The 19,096-nt window shown below is 61.0% G+C and carries 9 protein-coding genes and 4 pseudogenes; 6 read left to right on the top strand and 7 right to left on the bottom strand.

The annotated features are described in order from the left end of the window. Nucleotides 1-131: 131 nt before the first annotated feature. From CKV89_RS07665 to CKV89_RS07655, 3 genes are all read left to right on the top strand, one after another. A complete protein-coding gene (locus CKV89_RS07665; RefSeq protein WP_197697040.1) occupies nucleotides 132-1,850 on the top strand; it encodes an ABC transporter ATP-binding protein in 1,719 nt (572 codons plus the stop codon). After that, complete coding sequence (locus tag CKV89_RS07660; RefSeq protein ID WP_028327770.1) at nucleotides 1,843-3,621, top strand: ABC transporter ATP-binding protein; 1,779 nt, start codon at nucleotides 1,843-1,845, stop codon at nucleotides 3,619-3,621. The genes CKV89_RS07665 and CKV89_RS07660 overlap by 8 nt, the downstream gene beginning before the upstream one ends. A 211-nt stretch (nucleotides 3,622-3,832) precedes the next feature. Further along, nucleotides 3,833-4,501 carry a GntR family transcriptional regulator gene (locus CKV89_RS07655; RefSeq protein WP_051277699.1) on the top strand — a complete coding sequence of 223 codons (669 nt, stop codon included), beginning with the start codon at nucleotides 3,833-3,835 and terminating at the stop codon, nucleotides 4,499-4,501. 58 nt (nucleotides 4,502-4,559) lie between these two features. On the opposite strand, the gene CKV89_RS07650 is transcribed toward CKV89_RS07655, so the two are convergent. The 5 genes and pseudogenes from CKV89_RS07650 to CKV89_RS07630 form a co-directional block, all read right to left on the bottom strand. Then, nucleotides 4,560-5,345 (bottom strand): HpcH/HpaI aldolase family protein, encoded by a 786-nt coding sequence (locus CKV89_RS07650; protein WP_028327768.1) that lies wholly within the window; start codon nucleotides 5,343-5,345, stop codon nucleotides 4,560-4,562. Then, complete coding sequence (gene hpaH / locus CKV89_RS07645) at nucleotides 5,330-6,115, bottom strand: 2-oxo-hept-4-ene-1,7-dioate hydratase (protein ID WP_028327767.1); 786 nt, start codon at nucleotides 6,113-6,115, stop codon at nucleotides 5,330-5,332. Before hpaH ends, CKV89_RS07650 begins: the two co-directional genes overlap by 16 nt. Nucleotides 6,116-6,121: 6 nt before the next feature. Continuing rightward, a pseudogene (gene hpaD / locus CKV89_RS07640) lies at nucleotides 6,122-7,277 on the bottom strand (3,4-dihydroxyphenylacetate 2,3-dioxygenase). A gap of 37 nt (nucleotides 7,278-7,314) precedes the next feature. After that, nucleotides 7,315-8,785: pseudogene (gene hpaE / locus CKV89_RS07635) on the bottom strand (5-carboxymethyl-2-hydroxymuconate semialdehyde dehydrogenase). A 51-nt stretch (nucleotides 8,786-8,836) separates the two neighbouring features. Further along, nucleotides 8,837-10,315: pseudogene (locus CKV89_RS07630) on the bottom strand (fumarylacetoacetate hydrolase family protein). A 153-nt stretch (nucleotides 10,316-10,468) separates the two neighbouring features. On the opposite strand from CKV89_RS07630, the gene CKV89_RS11875 reads away from it, so the two are divergent. The 3 genes and pseudogenes from CKV89_RS11875 to CKV89_RS07620 all read left to right on the top strand — a co-directional run bounded on the left by CKV89_RS11875 (nucleotide 10,469) and on the right by CKV89_RS07620 (nucleotide 13,507). Beyond that, complete coding sequence (locus CKV89_RS11875; protein WP_154657701.1) at nucleotides 10,469-10,633, top strand: hypothetical protein; 165 nt, start codon at nucleotides 10,469-10,471, stop codon at nucleotides 10,631-10,633. Nucleotides 10,634-10,695: 62 nt separating this feature from the next. Next, nucleotides 10,696-12,575: pseudogene (locus tag CKV89_RS07625) on the top strand (FAD-binding monooxygenase). A gap of 95 nt (nucleotides 12,576-12,670) precedes the next feature. Then, on the top strand, nucleotides 12,671-13,507 hold the full coding sequence (locus CKV89_RS07620; RefSeq protein WP_028327761.1) for an SGNH/GDSL hydrolase family protein: 837 nt from the start codon (nucleotides 12,671-12,673) through the stop codon (nucleotides 13,505-13,507). 36 nt (nucleotides 13,508-13,543) lie between these two features. On the opposite strand, the gene CKV89_RS07615 is transcribed toward CKV89_RS07620, so the two are convergent. Continuing rightward, nucleotides 13,544-16,069, bottom strand: coding sequence for a YhgE/Pip domain-containing protein (locus CKV89_RS07615; protein WP_028327760.1), 2,526 nt, complete (start codon nucleotides 16,067-16,069; stop codon nucleotides 13,544-13,546). Then, nucleotides 16,069-19,077, bottom strand: coding sequence for an MMPL family transporter (locus tag CKV89_RS07610; RefSeq protein WP_051277698.1), 3,009 nt, complete (start codon nucleotides 19,075-19,077; stop codon nucleotides 16,069-16,071). The genes CKV89_RS07615 and CKV89_RS07610 overlap by 1 nt, the downstream gene beginning before the upstream one ends. Between the last annotated feature and the right edge of the window lie 19 nt (nucleotides 19,078-19,096).

Here is a 19,096-nt window from a genome sequence, read left to right as displayed (position 1 = left end):
CGTTCATATTAAGAACCATTATCATTCACTATACAGAAATAGAACCCCTCAATCGCTTTCTTAGGGTAGGTTTACCTACCCACAGGGAGCTCCCGCCTCGCGAGCTGCGGGATACCGCCGAGGAGGAAAAATTGGATACCGACTCACACGACAACCAAGCAGGTCAAGCGGCCCTGGGAACCCTGCTCACCCCTGTTCGTGGCCTTCTGCTAACCGCGCGAATACTGGGCGGGCTTTCTGGGCTACTCTCCATCGCCCCCTACGTAGCCCTCGTCGAACTGGGACGTTTACTACTCAGCAGCACCCCCGACCCAGAACATGTGCGAAATATCACACATATCCTTGTCGCCACATTTCTTAGTCAATTGTTCGTGCACTTCCTTGCACTGACGGTCTGCCACTTCGCCGACCTCAAACTCGCCGGTCACATCCGCCGAGAACTCATCACCCACATGGCCCAAGCGCCCCTGTCGTGGTTCACCGCAACCAACTCAAGCCGCGTCCGCAAGGCCGTGCAAGACGACACCAAAACCCTGCACCAGCTCATCGCTCACGCACCAGTCGACACCACCTTCGCGATTATCTCCCCCATCTGCCTGGTCGCCTACGCCTTCGTCGTCAACTGGCGCCTAGGCCTGCTATCCATCGCCACGCTGCCGCTATACGTACTGCTGCAGATGTTCAGCATGCGCGACATGGGCGAGAAAACCGCCCACATGAACCAGCTTCTCGACCACGCCTCAGCCACAGTCGTCGAATTCTGTGACGGCATCGAAGTCGTTCGAGCATTCGGGCGCACCAACGAAGCACACTCACGATTCACGCAAGCATCAACGCGCTTCGTTGACTTCTTCCTCGACTGGATCAAACCACTGCTACGTATCAGTGCCCTGTCCGAGGCAGTCGTGAGCACCTCAGTTCTGCTGTTCGTCAACACCGCTGTCGGCGCTCTGCTTGTCCACGCCGGACATGTCGGAGTCGTCGACCTGCTCACCACCACACTGATCTCACTAGTCGTCCCCGGGGCAGTACTCGTCCTCGGCGGCTCAATGTGGTCCTACCAGCTGGCCGGAAGCGCCGCCGTGCGCATCCGCCACCTCATCGACACCCCAACACTGACCAGCCACAACCCCACCGAACAGAAAAACACTCCCGCGGACACGTCCGTGGAATTCGAAAACGTCACCTTCTCCTACAACGAAGGCATCACGGCACTGCGCAACGTGTCAGTAACTATCCCGGCCGGTTCAACCACCGCGCTGGTAGGCCCCTCCGGCTCAGGAAAATCCACCCTCGCCACCATGATCGCCCGATTCAACGACCCCACCAGCGGCGTCGTGCGCATCGGTGGAGTCGATATCCGCGACATCGACAACCTCTACGAACACGTGGCATTCGTTTTACAAACCCCGCACCTTCCTGACCTTCCAGTGCGCGAAATCATCCGCCTAGCCAAACCAGAAGCAACCGACGAGCAAGTACGCCAAGCCGCCATCGGAGCCCACATCTGGGATGAAATCGCAGCCCTGCCAAATGGCCTGGACTCCCGAGCCAACCTCTCCGGTGGGCAGCGCCAACGCCTAGCCATCGCACAGGCACTCCTGGCCGACCGCCCAATCGTGATCCTCGACGAAGCAACAACCGCCACTGACCCAGAAGTCGAGGCCGAAGTCCAGGCAGCCCTGAGCCACCTGGCTATCGGGCGCACCGTGATTGTGATCGCTCACACGGCCACCTCAGTTATCGGCGTCGATCAAGTAGTGGCGCTTCGTGACGGTCAGATCGTGGCAGTGCAATCCAACCCCACACACGCCGAACTCTCCTCGCTGTTGGGAGCTGTCCATGTCTGAGCAATCCGCTACCCGCGCTCTCTCCGCCTGGCGCGATCCGCTACTGATCAACGCACTGCGCCCCTACCTGGGCACCGAAGGACAACGACGACAACACATCTTCCTGTTCATGAATGCCGTCGGCGGTGCCCTCGATGGCCTAGCCGTGTCCCTGCTGATGCCGCTAGCTTCAGCCCTGGCCCAAGGGAACCCGGCCATACCATGGATCACTGCCATCGGAGCACTGGCACTCATCGGCGCGATTTGGCAATACGCCTCGGCCCGCTTCGGGTACGCCGCAGTCATCGACTACCTCAACAACTCCAACGACCGGCTAGGCCGCACCCTTGCGCGCCTACCCATGGGCTGGTTCACCCCCGCCCGTACAGCCGTCCTATCGCGCTTCATCGCCCGTGACACCGTCCTCGTTGCTGAAAACAGTGCCCAATACACCGGGCAGATCGTCCGTAACGCCACCGGCCTGCTGACGATCATCGGCGGCGCCATCGTTTGGCAGCCACGCGTGGGCTGGACACTGGCAGCCCTGGCACCTTTCATCGCCATCACATTGATGTGGTCCCAGTCGCTGCTGAACCGTCTTCGCCGCGCATCCGCCGCCAGCGAGAACGAGGTAGCCCACCGGCTCGTCGAGTTCGCCTCCTGCCAGCCCATGCTTCGCGCAGCTGGGCGCAGCATCAACTACGAACCCCTACGGCAAGCCGCCGCAGAAAATGAACGCGCGCAACGTAAAGAGCTATGGCTCAGTCTCCTACCAATCCTGTTCAACGGCATGGTGCTCCAATCCGTTGTGGTTGTGACGATCATCGTCATCACCCACGCCCACTTGGACCCCATCACCACGGTGGTGTTCATCGGGGTACTGCTGCGCTACGCACGCAACCTCGAACAACTCGGCCAACTGATGCTCAACCTTGGAGTGTTACGCAAACCTCTCCAGCACCTTGGGCAAATCGTCAACGCTCCCCTACTGAGCGAACCCACCCAATCAGCCCAGCCCGTTAACCACACAGACGGCCACGAAGTGGCACTACAGAACGTGCGATTCGGATACGACCCCGAACGCCCTGTCATACGTGATGTTTCTTTCACTGTTGCGCCGCACACGATGACAGCCATCGTGGGCCCTTCAGGCTCAGGTAAAACAACGATCGCACGACTCATCGCGCGCTTCTGGGACGTCAATGCTGGCGAAATCCGCGTCGATGGTGTCGACATCCGCCACATGCGCACCGAAGACCTCATGGCACGGATGTCAATGGTGTTCCAAGACGTATACCTGTTTGACGACACCTTGACGGAAAACATTCGAGTGGCCCGCCCCGAAGCCACCGACGCTGAGATCCGTGAAGTCAGCGACCTGGCTGGAGTCACATCAATCGCTGACCGGCTCGGCTGGGATGCCCCCGTTGGTGAAGGTGGGCGCCGCCTATCTGGCGGTGAACGCCAACGCGTCTCCATCGCACGAGCCCTGCTCAAAAACGCCCCCATCGTTCTCTTCGATGAAGCAACCTCTGCCCTCGATGCCGAGAACGAAGGCAACGTCATGGCAGCAGTTGCGCGGCTACGGGCTTCCTCTACGTTGATCGTGATTGCCCACAAGCTGGAAACCATTGAGGACGCTGATCAAATCGTCGTACTCAACCAGGAAGGGCGCATCGAGGAGATTGGGACACATGCGCAGCTGCACGCAGCATCAGGAACCTACCGCCGATTCTGGGACCGCAGGCGAGCTGCACACGGTTGGCAACTGACTTCATCCACTAACCCCTGATAACTGCCGCGGGGCCAGATGGCCTACCGCCGCCGCAGCAGCATCACCACCCCTGAAGGTGCCTTCTCTTCTCCAGAACATCCGAGGAGGAGAAGGCACCTTCACGCACTCCACTCAACTGAACACAGCACGGTTCGATTGAGCACAGAAACGCCGGTATGGTTGATAGGTGACTTCTTTGCCCGCTTCCTCGCATTTCGCAGGATTTTCTGTGCCCCGTGACATTGCTGCGGAGACGAAAACAGAATCCAAATCAGAGCGGGTATATCGAGTAATTCGCGACGGCATTTCTTCTGGAAAATATAGCCCTGGATATCGCCTCGTCCTTTCCCGGCTTGCCACCGATTTCAACGTATCCCCTGTGCCCGTCCGAGAGGCCGTGCGTAAGCTCGAAGCCCAAGGCCTCGTCACCCATATACGCAATGTCGGGTTCGAGGTCACCGGCGTTGATCAGCAAAGCTACACCGAAGCAATGCAAACACTCGCCGTCCTGCAAGCTGCAGCCACCGCTCTGAGTGTTGAGACAATTACTTCCGAAACACTCGACGCAGCTCAAGAACTCAATAATGAAATGCGTCGCGTACATGAATCTGGAGACGCGGCAAGATTCACTGAACTCAACACCCAATTCCACCGACTTCTCTGCTCACACTGCCCTAATGCGAGAATACTGAACCTCATCGAAAGAGAAGTCGATAATCTTTCACAGATCCGCCGCAGCACTTTCGCTTTCGTGCCTGGACGGGTTGCTTCTTCAATTGAAGAACACGACGAAATTATTCGCGCATTGCGAGAAGAAACCGCCGCCTTAGACGTCGAGCTCATGCTGCGCCACCACACCCTGCGCACCCTGAACTCATTCCTAGAGCGCCATCAATAACACAGGCGAAACGGTGGGCCACTTCCGATCGCCCCTCATAGAACCTCAGGGCTCGGCCTCACGCGTCCGTTTCAGGAACCCATGCCCGCGCAAGCTTTTCTGATCCGCGGGCCAAAATCGTCACATCCGCGGCCACAAGCACAAAACTGGCCCCGGCAGCCGCATAGCGACGAGCGATCTGTGGATCGAAAGCATTCACTCCTACCGGTTTACCGGCGGCAGTGACGGCGCGGAACGTATCTTGCACGGCAGCTTCCAGCTCTGGGGCATCAAGCTGGCCGATCAGTCCCATCGAAGCAGCCAGATCACTCGGGCCAACAAAAACACCATCGACCCCTTCAACACGGGCGATCTGCTCGGCGTTACGCACTCCCTCAACTGTCTCTACCTGCACAAAAACAGCAACATGCGCGTTGGCCTGACCCAAATACCCTCCGACTCGACCCCACCGAGCCGATCGTGCCAGCCTCGACCCCACTCCGCGGATCCCCTGTGGTGGGTACTGGCAGGCACGCACTACTGCCTCTGCCTGTTCAGGTGTGGAGACCATCGGCACCAGCAGTGACTCTGCACCAACATCCAGTACTTGTTTAATCACGACCGGGTCATCAGAAGGGACCCGCACCATCGGGGTTACCGGATACCCCGACACCACTTGCAGCTGCGTCAACACTGAAGCCAACCCGTTCGGTGAATGCTCCATATCGATGAGCACCCAATCCATACCGGCCCCAGCAATGATCTCGGTGACCACAGGGCTACCCGCGCACGCCCACACCCCTGCCAGGGGCCGTTCGGCTTGCGCTAGGCAGTCCCGGAGCGTGGGTTTTAGGCGAATCGACACGAGATGGTTCCCATCGGTCCGTAGTCAGCGAAAACAGTGTCACCGGGCTCCACCCACATTGGGCGGGTAAAACTGCCTGCCAGGATGACCTCCCCGGCGTTCAGAGAATCTCCGTGTTGTGCAAGCTTGTTGGCTAGCCATGCCACACCTGCAGCGGGGTGGTTAAGCACAGCAGCAGCCACCCCGGACTCCTCGATTGTTTCGTTGCGGTACAGCAATGCCGATACCCATCGCAGGTCTACATCGTGCGCGTTGGTAGGGTTACCGCCCAGAACCATGCCACCCATAGCAGCGTTGTCGCTGATGGTGTCAACGATGGTGCGTCCTTGCATCTCTATCCGGCTGGAGAGGATCTCTAGCGCCGGGGTGACGTATTCGGTGGCCCTCATGACGTCGAAAATGGTTACCTCTGGCCCCTGTAGCGGCGCGGCAAGAATGAATGCTAGTTCGACCTCGATACGCACATTCGAGAACTTGTTGTGCTCGATTGTTGAGCCGTTGTCGTAAACCATGTCTGCGAAGATCGCGCCATAGTCCGGTTCTGTGATTCCTGTGGCTGCCTGCATGACTTTGCTGGTCAAACCGATTTTGCGGCCGACGGGGCGTCGTCCTGATTCGATTCCGCGGCGGCGCCACATGTTCTGCACCGCGTACGAGTCCTCGACGGTCATGTCAGGGTAGGTGGCAGTCAGACGCGCGATGGTGGTGCGATCTCGTTCGGCGGCGGCGAGGTCGTCTGCGATGCGGATCAAGGTGGCAGTATCAAGCACGGGGGCTCAGCTCCTGGTTTCCGTCGCGGCGGTTTGCCCTTTTTTGTAGTCGGGGATGTCGCTGTCGTCTTTGCGGGTGTAGGAGAACCCGTCGGCGCCTACTGTGACTGTTTCTTCGCTGGCGTCGGATCGTTGCGTCAAGGGGACAACGTTGCCATCGAGGTCCAGGACAGGTGAGCATTCGTTGTACCAGGAGGTCACTACTGGACTGCCCCACCAGTCTCGGCGTTGATTGTCGTGAACATCCCAGGTAACGACTGGGTTGTCTGGGTCGCCGGTGTAGTAGCCCGTGGTGTAGATCTCGATGCGGTGGCCATCGGGGTCGCGTAGGTAGAGGTAGTAGGCGTTAGAGATTCCGTGGCGTCCTGGTCCGCGTTCGATGCAGTCAGATAGGCGTAGTGCGCCGAGGCGGTCGCATAGTCCAGCGATGTTGCCGCGCTCATAGGTGGCGAAAGCCATGTGGTGCATTTGGGGTCCGGGGCCACCGGTGAGGGCGGCGTCGTGCACGGATGGTTTGGCGCGCATCCATGCGGCGTAGACGGTGCCGTGTTCGTCTTGGATGTTTTCGCTGACTTTGAAGCCGAGGTCCTCCATGTAGGCCACGGCGCGGGGAATCTCGGGGGTGACTTGGTTGAAGTGGTCTAGGCGCACCATGGGGCAGACGCCGTGGCGGTCGTAGGCCCAGGTGAGGCGTTCGACGTGCTCGGTTTCGAAGAAAAATTCGTAGGGCATGCCCAGTGGGTCACTGACGCGTACTGCATCTGCGATACCGCGGACGAATCCGTTTTTGCGTCGTTCGACTCGGCAGCCTAGTTCGGTGAAAAACGCTTCGGCTTTGTCGACGTCTTCGGGGGTTTTGACGCGGAACGCGAAAGCGCGCAGGGCGGGGGGTGGGCCCTGGGCGTAGGACGAGGTTGTGGTGAATGAATTCTTCGTAAGCGCGTAGGTAGATTGCTTCGTCGTCTTCGTAGGTGATGACGAGTCCGAGTGCGTCGACGTAGAACGCGCGTGCGGCTTGCAGGTCACTGACGATGAGTTCGGCGTAGGCGCATCGCAGGATTTCTGGGCGTGGTGCAGCAGGGGTGGGGATGGGGTTGGGTACCCGGATGGGGGTTGTGTCGGTGACGACGGGATCGGGTGCAGCGTCATTGATGACACCCATGTCGCACTCCTCTCGTGTGGCTGGGGGCTGAGTGTGCTCAGCTGTGTTTGCCGAAGGTGGGATTGTGTACTGCGCCGAGGGTGATGTGTACGGATTGCTGGTCGGTGTAAAAGTCGATAGAGCGGTAGCCACCTTCGTGGCCAAGCCCGGATGCTTTGACTCCGCCGAAGGGGGTTCGTAGGTCGCGGACGTTGTTGCTGTTGAGCCAGACCATTCCGGCGTTGATGGATTGTGCGAAGTTGTGGGCGCGGGTGAGGTTGTTGGTCCAAACGTAGGCTGCTAGTCCGTATGCGGTGTTGTTGGCGAGTGTGAGTGCTTCTTCGTCGGTGTCGAATGGTGTGATGGCAACGACGGGACCGAAGATTTCTTCTTGGAAGATGCGTGCGTGGGGTTTGACGTCTGCGAACACGGTGGGGGCGACGAAGTTGCCGGTGTCGAATCCTTCGGGGCGGCTCCCTCCGGCGACGAGGCGCCCTTCGGTTTTGCCGATCTCGATGTAGTTCATGACTTTGGCGTAGTGCTCGGGGTGCACGATGGCGCCTACTTCGGTGCTTTTTTCGTGGGGGTAGCCGACTTTGACGCGTTGGGCTTGGGGCGTATTTGTCGACGAATTCGTCGTAGATGTCTCGGTGGACGAGGATGCGTGATCCGGCGGTGCATCGTTCTCCGTTGAGGGAGAAGACACCAAAGATGGTGGCGTCGATTGCAGCGGACAGGTCGGCGTCGTTGAAGATCACGGCTGGGGATTTGCCGCCGAGCTCCATAGATAGGCCTTTGAGGTGGGGGGCGGCGTTGGCGAAGATGGTTTGGCCGGTTTTTGATTCGCCGGTGAAGGAGATGAGGGGCACATCGGGGTGTTTGACGAGGGCGTCTCCGGCTTCTTCGCCCAGGCCGTTGACGAGGTTGAAGACGCCCTGTGGTAGGCCAGCTTCTTCGAAGATGCCCGCCCATAGTGAGGCCGATAGAGGTGTGAATTCTGCGGGTTTGAGGACAACAGTGTTTCCGGTGGCTAGTGCGGGCGCTAGTTTCCAGGATTCGAGCATGAAGGGGGTGTTCCAGGGGGTGATGAGGCCTGCTACGCCGATGGGTTTGCGGTTGACGTAGTTGATTTGGCGGCCTGGAACTTTAAAGGTGTCGTCGGTTTGGGCGACGATCAGGTCGGCGAAGAAGCGGAAGTTTTCTGCGGCGCGGCGGGCTTGGCCGAGGGCTTGGGTGATGGGCAGGCCTGAGTCGAAGGACTCCATTTGGGCTAGTTGGGTGTCGCGGGATTCGACGATGTCGGCGATGCGCATGAGGATGCGTGCTCGTTCTCGGGCGATCATGCCGGGCCAGGGGCCTTGGTCGAATGCTTTTTTCGCTGCGGCGACGGCGCGGTCTATGTCGGCTTTGGTGCCTGCGGCGGCGTGGAGGTAGGGGGTGTTGGTGACGGGGTTGAGTACTTCGAAGGTGTTGCCGTTGAGGGAGTCACATGCTTGACCGTCGATGTAGTGCTGGGGTTCGGTGGTCATGGTGTGTTTCTCCACATCGTTGGGCGGGGGCTGGGGTGTGGGTGGGGCGTGTTAGGGGTGGGTGGAGGTTTCGGTTTCGTATTGGGCGCGCCAGTGGGAGTTCATGGGGAATAGGCCTTCGATGCGGTGGCCTTGGGCAACTTTGTTGGCGATCCAGGTGTCGATGTTTTCTTGCTCCAGGGCTGCGTCGGCGATGTCGTTGGCCAGGTGTGGGGGATGACGATGACTCCGTCGGCGTCGGCGACGATGATGTCTCCGGGCAGGATTGTGGTTCCGCCGCAGGCTACGGCGACGTCGGTTTCCCAGGGGACGTGTTTGCGGCCGAGGACGGCTGGGTGGGGGCCGGCGGTGTAGACGGGGATGCCGACGGCTTTGACTGCGTCGTGGTCGCGGACTCCGCCGTCGGTGATGATGCCGGCGCATTTGTTGGCGTGTGCACGGATTGCAAGGATGTCTCCGAGGGTTCCTGAGCCTGTTTCACCGCGGGCTTCGATGATGATGACTTCACCTTCGGTGACGCTGTCGAAGCATCGTTTTTGGGCGTTGTAGCCTCCACCGTGTGCGGTGAAGAGGTCTTCGCGTCCGGGGACGAAGCGCAGGGTTTTGGCGGTTCCGACGATTTTTTGTCGGGGTGCAGGGGGTGGACGCCGTCGATGGTGGTGTTGTTGAGGCCGCGTTTGCGTAGCTGTTGACTCAGTGCGGCGACGGGTGTTTTTTCTAGTTTTGTGCGTAGTTCGTCACTGAGTTCGTGGGGTGGTAGTCCGGCGGCGTGGCGGGAGCCCCATGCTTCTTCGCGTTGTTGGTCGGTGATTGTGGGTAGGGATCCGAGGGTGGGGTCGAAGGCGGGGCCGGTGCCGTTGATGACGGTGGTGGTGAGGCGGCCGGAGGTAGGGGCGCCGGGGGCGGTGGGTGCGTCGACTTCGACCTCGATGGTGTCTCCGGGGTTGACGACGCTGGATCCTGCGGGGGTGCCGGTGAGGATGACGTCTCCTGGTTCGAAGGTGAGGTGCTGGGATAGGTCGGCGAGTATTTGAGTGAGGCTGAAGAACATTCCTGCGCTGGTGTCTTCTTGGGCGAGGGTGCCGTTGACCCAGGTGCGGATGCGGATGTGTTCTGGGTCCAGGGTGTTGGCTGGGATGCAGTGGGGGCCTAGGGGGTGTAGCCGTCTCGGCCTTTGTTGCGCAGGTTTGAGCCTTTGTCGTTGCTGCGCAGGTCGTAGAGGCCGAAGTCGTTTCCTGCGGTGACCCATCCGACGTGTGACCAGGATTTTTCGCGGGTGAAGTGTGCTCCGCCAGTGCCGATGATGAGAGCGATTTCGCCTTCGAAGGCGAGGAGTTCGGTTCCGTGTGGGCGTTCGATGTGTGCCCCGGATGGGGCGACTGAGCTTGAGGGTTTGAGGAAGTAGGAAGGTGCTTTGGGGCGTCTTGCGCGTTGTTGCGCGCGGGAGGTGTAGCTCAGGTGCACTGCGATGATTTTGCCTGGTCGGGTGGGCAGGTGCGCGAATCGCTCGTCTGCGTGTGCGCCTTCCATGGTGTGCTCCCTTGCAAACCTGTAAAACCTTGCGTGGCATCGCCGATCGTATACGATTTCGAATCGTACCGGCAATACCTCGACTCGCACCCGGCCCCCACCGGAAGGCAACGACGCCACCGAGCCGAGCACCGGACACGACAAAGGAGTCCCATGAGCAGCGCCACCCAACCCCCACTCTCCTGCGCAGGCCCCACCAAAACCCGCCGCCGCGCCACAACCACCCCAGGCCCTGCCACCACCAGGCTCCCCCACTCCCCCACGCCACCGGCGCCCCGCAAACACATCCGCGCCCTGCCCGGCTACCTCCAACCGTAAACACCACGGCTCAGCTCCCCCTGCCCTCAACCACCATCACACCGCGCTGTAGGAGCACCCCCATGCAGTTCCACCACCACGGCTATGTCTCCGGCGACCCCCACACCCAACCCGCCGCCGCCACCGGCATCAACCGCCCCACCGACCTACCCAAAACCATGGACGTCCTCATCGTCGGCACCGGCCCCGCCGGCATGATGCTCGCCGCATCCCTATCGGCCTACCCCGAAGTCATGACCCGCATCATTGACCGCCGCCCCGGACGCCTCGAAATCGGCCAAGCCGACGGCATCCAAGCCCGCAGCGTCGAAACATTCCAAGCCTTCGGATTCGCCCACCGCATCACCGAAGAGGCCTACCGCATCACCGAAATGAACTTCTGGGCCCCCGACCCACACAACCCAGCGCACATCATCCGCACCTCCCGCGCCGACGACGACCCCCACGGCATCAGCGAATTCCCCCACCTCATCGTCAACCAAGCCCGCGTACTGGACTACCTAGCCGAATACGCAGCCAACTCCCCCGCACGCCTACACCCCGACTACGGCTACGAATTCGTCTCCCTCGAAAAAACACCCAACGACCCAGACCACCCCATCCACGTCACACTCCGCCACACCAGCGGCCCCCACAAAGACACCACCACCACCGTACGCACCAAATACCTCATCGGCTGCGACGGAGCCCGCAGCAAAGTACGCGCCGCCATCGGCCGCAAACTCACCGGCGACTCAGCCCTACACGCCTGGGGAGTCGTGGACGTCCTGGCCGTCACCGACTTCCCCGACATCCGCACCAAATGCGCAATCCAGTCCTCCGCCGGCAGCATCCTGCACATCCCCCGCGAAGGCGGACACCTCTTCCGCTCCTACGTCGACCTAGGAACCACCGCCCCCGACGACGCAGGCCGCATCCGCAACACCCCCATCGAAACAATCATCGACAAAGCCAACCAGATCCTCTCCCCCTACACACTCGAAGTAAAAAACGTCGCCTGGTGGAGCGTCTACGAAGTCGGACACCGCCTCACCGACAAATTCGACGACACCCCACACAACAGCACCCACACCCCCCGCATCTTCATCGCCGGCGACGCCTGCCACACCCACAGCGCCAAAGCAGGCCAAGGCATGAACGTCTCCATGCAAGACACCTTCAACCTCGGCTGGAAACTCGGACAAGTCCTCACCGGCCTATCCCCCGAATCACTCCTACACACCTACTCCAACGAACGCCACGTCATCGCCCAAAACCTCATCGACTTCGACAAAAAATGGTCCTCCCTCATGGCCAAACCCGCCCACGAATGGGAAGACCAAGGAGAACTCGCCCGCTTCTACACCAGCACTGCCGAATTCCCCGCCGGGTTCATGACCCAATACCAACCATCCACCATCACCAACCAACACCAACACCTGGCCACCGGATACCCCATCGGAAAACGCTTCACCTCCGCCCACGTCATCCGCGTCTGCGACACCAACCCCCTCCACCTAGGCCACCAACACCGCGCCGACGGACGCTGGCGCATCTACGCCTTCGCCGACACCCCCCCCCACCCAGGCACCCCCTCCCACATGAGCGACTGGGCCACCTACATGGCCAGCCCACACTCCCCCGTCGCCCGCTTCACCCCAGCCACAAAGACATCGACGCACTCCTAGACATCAAAGCTATCTACCAACAAGACCACTCAGAATTCGCCGTCACCGACTGCCCCGAGATCTTCCGCCCACATGTGGGTCCCTACGGCCTCATTGACTTGAACAAGATCTACGCCGCATGGGACAAAGACGACATCTACGAACGACGTGGCATCAGCCGCAACGGCGCCGTCATCGTCGTTCGCCCAGACATGTACGTCGCCGCCGTCCTGCCCCTGAGCGCCACCGACGAACTCACGAACTTCCTCGCAGGCATCTTCATCCCCCAGCCCTAAACACCCACCGGCGCCTTCACACCCACACGAAGGCGCCCACCAACCTCCCCCAAAATCCTCAAAAGCGTTACCGCCCAGCCGATCCGGTAACCAACATGAACCCCTCCACCGCCGTCGAGACCGCCGACCCCGGCACCGGCACCGCGCACCCAAGGCCCACCGGCCCCTCCCCTGCCGCACCACCCCAGCGCACCCGAAAACACCTCGCGGTCGCCATAATCATCACCACCCTCTGCATCGGGCTGACCAGCGGCTGCATCATCGGCCGCGCCACCGCCCCCCACACCCAGCCCACCCCCACTGCGGAACCTCTCAGCGGCTCAGGCCCCATCGGCCCCTGGCAACACTACGGACACAAAAACGACCCCATCCCCACCATGAAAAAAGTGGCCGACAACCCCCGCGGCGTACTCCTGCTCGGGGACTCCGTAGCCGCCCGCCTACACCCTGCCCTAGCCAGCACCCTCGAAGAACACCAACATCCCATGACCTTCGATCACTGGAACGGCCGACCCACCCACGCAGCCGCGGACGCCCTCGTTGCCATCGACGCCGCCAACGCACAACCTCGCACCCTGGTCATTGTCTCGGGCGAAAACGACATCTTCGAACCAGCGCTTTTTCCTGTACAAATCGAACGCATCATGCGCACCGCAGGCCCAGAGCGCCACATCTACTGGGTCACTCCCCTCGTCCGCCGCGCAGCCAACCCCACCGCAGACGAAAACGCCTCAACTCGACTCCACAGCATGCTCACCGAAGCTGCCACCCGGCATCCCAACCTCCACCTCGTCCCCTGGGCCGACAAAATCCGTGCCGCCAACGATGCCACCCGCACCAGCCTCGTTCCCGACGGGGTACACCCTTCCCCAGAAGGAGTGAAGGTGATGGCATCGATGATTCTCGACACCATCACCTCCACGAATCACTAACGCAGCTCCTGCAAAAGCAGGGGCTATCGGCTCAGATCATGCGATAGCTCCATCTCGCAGCCGCGCCACAGTCCAGATCCTGCCGCGAGCTGCTGTAAACACCGTCATCCCCAACGCTGCGATGAGCCACAACAGCATCACCAGCGCAGCGGGTGCCAAGTGCAAAGTGCCACCAGCGATCAAAGAGCGGAATGCCTGGACCGCGTAGGTCAGCGGCAGCAGTGGGTGCATGAACTGGAAGAATCCAGGAGCGGTCTCAATCGGATACGTTGCCCCCGCCGAAGACAGCTGCAACACGATCAGCAAAAGCCCAATGAATCTACCTGCCGGGCCAAGCGTAGCAACTAGCGCCTGGTTGATCGCCATGAACGCGCACGAGGCTAGTACTGCGAATCCAATGAACAAGCCAGGGTTGGTGATTGTGATTCCCACTGCCCAGTGCATGACCGTGAAAAGCAGCACAGCCTGGCCAATGCCTACCAGGGCTGCAGGAGCGAACCCGGCAAGGGCAACCCGCCACGGCGATGCAGTAGAGGCCATCGCGCGCAGTGGCAACGGGCGGAGCATGAAGAACAGCCCCATGCCGCCAACCCACAACCCGAGTGCACAGAAGTACGGGGCGAGGCCGGCACCGTAATTAGCCACACGGTTGAGGCGGACGTTTTCACCATCAACCGGTTTAGCTACGACCGCGCTGAGCTGGTTGCGCTCTTTAGAGTCGTAGGTCGGGATTTTTTTCGCGCCGCTGGCAAGACCTTTAGCCAGGTCAGTTGCGCCCTGAAGGAGTTTTCTGGCGCCATCATCCAGCTTGCCTAGACCCGCGTGCAGGTCGTGAACGCCCTTGGCAGCTTTGCTGTTTCCTTCAGCGAGTTTGGTTGCCCCAGCAGCGGCGCTCGTGGCACCGTTCGAGAGCTTGTCGGCGCCGCTTTGCAGCGAGGTCGCCCCCGTAGACACAGCTGCCGCACCGTTTGCAGCATCGGCGATGCCTTTAGTCAAAGCGGGGGTGCCAGCGGCCAACTGGTCTAGTCCTCCAGAGAGTTTCTCGGCACCAGCGTGCAGGGGCCCTGTTCCCTGGGCGAGCTTGTTTGCTCCTTCTTGAATGCGCTGCACTCCGGTAGAAAGCGCTGGCACAGATTGAGCGAATTTGCGTAGTCCATCGGCGAGGCGAGCAGCCCCTGGGCCGGCTTGCTGAACAGCGGCATTGTATTTGGCTGCGCCCTCGGCCAGGCGGGTGGCCCCTGCTTGGAGTCGTTCTGCTCCTAGCGCCAGCGGCGCAGCTCCGATGGCTAGACGTCCTGCTCCGCTGCGTATAGAGCCGCTTTGGTCGCTGATGGCGTTGAGTTGGGCGCAGAAGGCCTCACTGGCGCCCGAGGCTGCGCATTGGGAGGCTAGTTCGTCAACGCCGCCGGTGTAGCGGTCCACGCCGGTTTTGAGACGGGATGCACCGCCGGCCAGCAGGGTGGTTCCTTTAGCCAGTGCGCTGCCACCGGTGGCGACTGCTTGGGCTCCTGTGCCCAAGCGGGTGGCTCCGTCGGCGAGTTTTTTGGATCCGTCGGCGAAGGTGGTGGCGCCTTGGGCGAGCTGTCCCACCTGTTCTGGTAGGGCTGCGGTTCCTTTGGCTAGTTCGTTGGTGCCGTCGGCGAGTTTTTTGGCGCCAGCATCGAGAGTGCCTAGGCCGGTGGCGAGTTTTTTGGATCCGTCGGCGAGTTGTTTGGTTTGTTCGGGTAGCTGGGCTGTTTTTTCTTTGGCTTCGCCTAGGCCGGTGGCGAGTTTGCCTGCTCCGTCAGAGAGTTTGCTGGCTCCGTCAGCAAGTTTGCTGGCTCCGTCGGCGAGCTGTTTGTTTCCTGAGGCGAGGTTTTGGCTTCCGGTGGCCAGCTGGCCCATGCCGGAGTCCAGCGTGCCGGTGCCTTTGTGCGCGGAAACTACTCCGTCGGCGAGTTTCTGGGTGCCGTCTTGGACTTTTTTGGCTCCGTCGGCGGCTTTGCCCATTTGCTCAGAGATGCCGTTGAAGCCAAGGAAGACGCGGTCGAGGTATTTCTTGGTGAGTTCGTCGCTGGTGCTGTCGGTGATGCGCGTGGCGATTGCTCCAGCGATGTTGCCCGATAGGTAGCTGGTTGCGTCGTTGGTGTTGAGTTCGAGGCGAGCGTTGTTTGCTTTTTTGGGGTCTGCAGAGGAGGTCGCTTGGGCGGAGAAGTTTTTGGGGATGGACAAGACAGCGTAGTAGCGGCCGTTGGCGAGGCCGTCGTTGGCGTCGTTTTCGTCAGTGAGTTTCCAGTTGAGGTTGTTGGTGGCGTCACTTCCGGTGAGTTTTCCGCTGACGACGCGTCCTAGGGGGACGACCTGTTTTTTACCGTTGGCGTCGGTGACGGTGGCGGGTTCGTCTTTGTTGACGATGGCAGCTGGGACGTTGTCGAGTCGGTTGGTGGCGTCGATGTTGCTGTAGGTGAGCAGTCCGGCGTAGAGGGATGGAATGAGAAGGAGTGCGATAACGACGAGTTTGCCGAACCATCCTCGGGAGATGCGGCGCAGTTCTGAGCTGCTGAGGGTGGGAAGAAGTGCCATCAGTTGTGTGCTTTCGATGCGGTGGTGGCCGGCTGCTGAGTAACTGTTTCTTCGGTGGTTTGGGGGGCGTCGGCGGGGTTGTAGATGTCGGCGAGGTTGATCTGGGTGATGTCTGTTTCAGGTAGGCCGGTCAAGGTGGTGAGTTCGTCGATGTTCATGGAGTCTTGGCAGGCGGTGAGGATGGCCAGGGGGGTGTCTCGTTCGCTCAGGAGAAGCCCGATGGCGGCCCAGGCTCCACGGCGTTCGGGGATGGTGCGGAGGGTGTCGATGTCGTCGATGAGGATGAAGGGTGGGCGTCCGATGGTGGCTAGGACGATACCTAGGAGCATGCGGCTGAGTCGGGGTAGGTCGCGCACGAGTGTGTCGCGGTGGACGAGCCGGCTGTTTCCTGCTGTGGGTTCGATGGGGAGTTCGGCGGTGTCGAGGGCGTAGGTGATGAGGTGGTTGAGGCTGGTCATGACGGCGTCGATGTCTCGACGGCGTGCCCAGGGCATGAGGGTGCGGGTGGAGAGTGTTTCGGCGATGTTTTGTTTGACGCTGAGGTCGTTTTCTAGGGGGTTGACTCCGTGGATTTCGGCTAGTGAAGCCAGGTGTTGGATGGTGCCGGAGTGTTCAGGCATGACGTGGCCGTTGACGACGAGGTCGCCTGCGCTGGGGTAGATGCGCCCGGCGAGGGTGAGGATTGCGGTTGTTTTTCCTGATCCTTCTGGTCCGGCTAGGACGGCCAGTTGTCCGTCGTTGAGGGTGAGGTTGAGGTCGGAGAAGACGGTTCCGCGTCCGCCTCTGACGGTGAGGTTTGTGGCGTGGACGATGCGTTGTGGGTGGCGGTTGCTGGTTTTTTGGGCTGCGATTTGACGCATGACTCCGGACCCTTCTACGTCAATGGCCGGTAGATTTGTGGCGAGTTTTCCTGGGAGCCACCAGGCTCCGTGTCCGAAGAGTTTGAGTGCGGCGGGGACGATGGCCATACGGACGATGAAGGCATCGACGAAGACGCCGACGGCTAGGCCGAGTGCGATGGGTTTGATAGTGGCGCTCCCATGAGGGACGAAGGCGGCGAAGATGCCGACCATGATTACTGCTGCTGCGGTGACAACGGGGGCTGCTGCTGCGAATCCGTTTTCGACGGCGCTGTCGGGGTCACCGTTGTGGCTGTAGTGCTCGTGCATGCGGGACACGATGAACATTTGGTAGTCCATGGCGAGCCCGAATAGGACGCCCATCAGGATGATGGGCATGAAGCTAATAACTGGTCCTAGGCGGCTGACAGAGAGGGGTTCGGCGAACCACCCCCAGGAGTAGACGGCGGCTACGGCACCGAAGGCGGTCAGGACGGATAGGAGGAATCCGAGGGTGGCGGTCAGAGGGACCAGGATGGAGCGGAAGACGATGAGCAGTAGGAGCAGGCACAGTCCCATGACGACGAGGGCGAATGGGATGAGTGCTTTTCCGAGCATTTCGGAGATGTCGATTTGTGCTGCGGTGGCGCCGGTGACGGACAGGGTGGTGTCGTAGCGTTTTTCCCAGGTGGTGGCGCGGTTGCGGATTTCGTGGACAAGTTGGGTGGTGGCTGGGTCACTGGGGGCGGTGGTGGGGATGGCGATGACGACGCCGGTGTCGGCGTTGCGGTTGGGGGTGGCCAGGGAGACGTGGTGGATGCCGGGGATGGAGGCGACTTCTTTTTTGAGGTCGTCCATGAGTTCGCGGGGGCGTTCTGATTTGACGATGTCGGCGACGACGAGGAGGGGGCCGTTGGCGCCGGGGCCGAAGTGTTCGGCGGTGAGGTCGTAGGTGAGGCGGGCGTTGGTGCCGGGGTTGGTGGTGCCGGCGTCGGGTAGGGCGAGTTCGAGGTTGCGGGCGGGGATGGAGGCGAAGATGAGGGCGCTGGTGAGGATGATGATGGTTAGGAGGGGGAAGCGGGTGACGGTGCGGATCCAGATGTGTGCCCATCGGGGGCCGGCGGTGGCGTGTCTGGGTGGGTTGGTGCGCTGACGGTGGGCGAGGATGTTTCGGCCCAGTAGTGACATGAGGGCTGGGGTGATGGTGAGGGCGGCGGCTACGGCGATGGCTACGGCGATGGCTGAGCCGATGCCCATGGTGGTGAGGAAGGGCAGGCCTACGACGCTGAGCCCTGCTAGGGCGGTGATGACGGTGAATCCGGCGAAGAGGACAGCGGATCCGGCTGTGGCGGTGGCGCGGGCTGCTGATTCGGCTGGGTCGATGCCGGCTAGGAGGTTTTCGCGGTGGCGTGCCAGGAGGAACAGGGAGTAGTCGATGCCAACTGCCATGCCGATCATGAGGGCGAGCATGGGGGTGGTGTCAGTCAGGACGGTGATGCTGGTGGCGAGGAAGAGGAGCGCTAGGGAGACACCTGCCCCTAGGAGTGCGGACACGATGGGGGCGGCGGTGGCGCGGACGGCGCGGAAGAAGATGAGTAAGACCAGTGCGGACAGGATGAGGCCGATGCCTTCGGTCCAGCTCATGGTGGGGACGGCGTTGTTGTAGATGGCTCCGCCGGCGACGGCGCGGGTGCCGTTGTGGGTGAGGGTGTTTGCTTCGTTGGTGAGGGTATCGCGGGTGGTGTCGGTGATGGAGAAGAAGTCGCCGGTGAATTGGATGTTGATGAGGGCGGCGCGGTTGTCTGCCGACAGCGAGCCGGAGACGTTTTTGTCGTAGGGGTTGGTGACGACTTTGACGCTGTCGATGTTTTCGATGCGTTTGATGCTGTTTTCGATGTCGGTACGGATGGCGCGGTCGGTGATGGTGTGCCCGTTGGGTGCAATGACGATGATTTGGGCAGAGGTGCCGGAGATTTCGGGGAAGGTGCCTTTGATGTAGTCGAGTGCTTCTTGGGATTCGCTGTTGGGTACGCGGTATTCCTCTTTGGTGCCTGTTCCTATGGCAACGGCGAGGGATGCGATGAGGGTGAGTGCTAGCAGCCAGGTGGCGAGGACGTGGCGGCGGTGTTGGTGGCACCAGCGTCCGAGCGTGTAGAGGGCTGATGACACAGGCAGTCACTCTCCTGAG

It is taken from the genome of Dermatophilus congolensis (genome assembly GCF_900187045.1).
Taxonomy (GTDB): domain Bacteria; phylum Actinomycetota; class Actinomycetes; order Actinomycetales; family Dermatophilaceae; genus Dermatophilus; species Dermatophilus congolensis.
Note: the sequence above shows the minus strand (reverse complement) of the source record. Positions and strands in the feature narration are given on the sequence as shown.